Source organism: Micromonospora sp. AMSO12t (genome assembly GCF_008806585.1).
Lineage (GTDB): Bacteria > Actinomycetota > Actinomycetes > Mycobacteriales > Micromonosporaceae > Micromonospora > Micromonospora reichwaldensis.
Genome location: NZ_WAAS01000465.1, coordinates 1 through 2235, shown reverse-complemented (window position 1 = coordinate 2235; position 2235 = coordinate 1). Strand labels below are relative to the sequence as shown.

Annotated in this window: 2 protein-coding genes and 1 pseudogene; 1 reads left to right on the top strand and 2 read right to left on the bottom strand. The window is 71.3% G+C overall.

All coding sequences use genetic code 11. The annotated features are described in order from the left end of the window. Both F6X68_RS34550 and F6X68_RS32270 read right to left on the bottom strand, forming a co-directional pair. Positions 1 to 118, bottom strand: a pseudogene (locus tag F6X68_RS34550) (class F sortase); the annotation flags it as partial. A 1-nt stretch (position 119) separates the two neighbouring features. Continuing rightward, on the bottom strand, positions 120 to 1217 hold the full coding sequence (locus tag F6X68_RS32270; protein WP_151457776.1) for a hypothetical protein: 1098 nt from the start codon (positions 1215 to 1217) through the stop codon (positions 120 to 122). A gap of 569 nt (positions 1218 to 1786) precedes the next feature. Between F6X68_RS32270 and F6X68_RS32265 the strand changes: the two genes are divergently transcribed. Further along, positions 1787 to 2235: cellulose-binding domain-containing protein (locus F6X68_RS32265; RefSeq protein ID WP_192581642.1), on the top strand; the 449-nt coding region annotated here is incomplete at its 3' end.

Here is a 2235-nt window from a genome sequence, read left to right as displayed (position 1 = left end):
CGGTCTTGGCCGAGGCGCCGATCAGACCGGCGCCGACCATGGCGACCACGACGACGACGGCCGCGCCGGCGGCGCGCCACGGTGTCCCGTGACGGCCGCCGGCCGGTGTCGCCGTCATGTCAGACGAAGGACTCATCGGTCCGACGCCGGCGCATCAGCACGAGGCCGCCCAGGGCGGCCGCGCCGATCAGGCTCGCCCCACCGGCGGCCAGGCCCCGGTCGGTGCCGGCGGCGACGCCACCGTCACCACCGTCGACCCCACCGCGCGGCAGCACGACCAGCTCGCCCTCGCCGCAGGAGCCCTTGAGCTCGTAGCGGCCCGGCTTGGCGTCCTCGGAGACCTCGGCCTCGCCGTAGTAGATGAAGTCCCGCTTGTGCTCCCAGCGGTCCTCGTCCTTGCCGTTGCCCTCGGACTCCTCGTCCGACCAGCCGCTGTCGTGGCCCTTCCGGTCGTACTCGTCCGAGCCGTTGCTGTCCGAGCCGTTCCCGTCGTGGTCCTTGCGGTCCTCGCGGTCGTACTCGTCCGAGCCGTTGCTGCCCGAGCCGTACTTGTCCTCGCGACCCTCGCGGCCCTCACGGTCGCCCTTGTCGTGGCCCTTCTCGCGGCCCTCGCGGTCGCTCTTGTCGTGGCCCTTTTCGCGGCCCTCGCGGTCGCCCTCGGCGTCCTGGCCGTGCTCGTAGCCCTTCCAGTCGCGCTCGCCCTCGGCGCCGGCGTCGGCGGCGCCGCCACCCTGGCCGTTGGTCGGCGGCTTCGGCTCTCCGGTGGCGGTGGCGGTGGCGGACGGCTGCGGCTTGGGCGTCTCGTCCTTGCCGTTGTCGTCCTTGCCGTGGTCGCGGCCCTTGTCCTCGTGGTCGCGGCCCTTGTCCTCGTGGTCCTTGCCCTTGTCGTGGTCCTTGCCCTTGTCCTCGTGGTCCTTGCCCTTGTCGTGGTCGCGGGAGTCCTCCTCCCCGCCACGCCAGTCGTTGCGGCCCTCGGCCGGCTTGAGCTTGACCTTGCCGGTGACCTTCGACCACACGAAGGCGTGCTCCTGCCGGTCCGGGCAGACCTCGAGCAGCTTGACCGTCTCGCCCGCCCTGACGACGTGCGGCTTGGCGTAGACCTTGCCCTCGTCGTCGTGGTGACCGTCCGCGAACGCGATCCCCGGCGTGAACACGAGCAAGGAGGCGCCACCGAGGGCCGCGCCAGCAACGACCTTCCCGAGCATCTTGTTTGCCATGACCTGCGTCACTCCATCCCTGTTGTCCTCGAGCCCGGTGACAACCGAGCTAAGGACGACGTTAGACCGATTCACGAGCTATGCAGGGAAAGATTCGTGTTTTGGTATTTATGGAGGCTAAGGGCGGTAGGGGAGCTACGCCGCTTTGGTAACGTGCCCGACCGGCTCGGGTGGTTCCCGCCCTCCCGGCACCCGGAGGGCCGGTCGCGCGGCGCGTGCCCGCGCCGGTGGTCGCGTCCCGTCCCGTCCGCCCCGCCGGCACCGGGCGTCCCCTCCGGCCGCTCCCTGCCACATCGAGGCATTGCCATGGAAGCGCTCCCATGCAAGAATCGCTGCACGCGGTTCGGGGAGCCACACCGCGCAGGCAGGAGTCGAGGGCACCGGTCCGCCGGACGACATCCCGCCTCCCGGCCGGCCCATCGTCGCCGGTCGGACCACCACCAAACGCCCGTCCGGGTCGGGCACCCCCCGAAGAACCCGTGGTACCGGCGGACGTCCGCGCAGGACGCCCATCGGGCCTTATCGCCGGGCCGTTCGCGGATCCGGTCTCGCCCAAGGAGATCAGTGGCATGAATGTGTGGAGAAGGCTGTCCGGCCCCCGCCGGGCCCTCGCGCTCGGTGGCGCGGGCGCTCTGGTCGCGGGCGGACTGGTGACCCTGCCGGTCACCGTGGCGCACGCCGCCACCCAGTGCGACGTGTCGTACACGACCAGCGACTGGCAGGGCGGGTTCACCGCCTCCGTCAACATCAAGAACACCGGCGACGCCCTCAACGGCTGGACGCTGGGCTTCACCTTCCCCGACGGCAGCCAGCGGGTGCAGCAGGGCTGGTCGGCCCGCTGGTCGCAGAGCGGCCAGAACGTCACCGCGCAGAACGAGTCCTACAACGGCGTGGTGGCCAGCGGCGCCACGGTGAGCCTCGGCTTCAACGGCGCCTGGAGCGGCAGCAACCCGAAGCCGACGTCGTTCACGCTCAACGGCGTGACCTGCAACGGCGGCACCAACCCCACCACCCCGCC

Coding starts and splice junctions, on each gene's coding strand:
- F6X68_RS32270 (WP_151457776.1), bottom strand. CDS start 1,217: ATGGCAAACAAGATGCTCGGGAAGGTCGTTGCTGGCGCGGCCCTCGGT.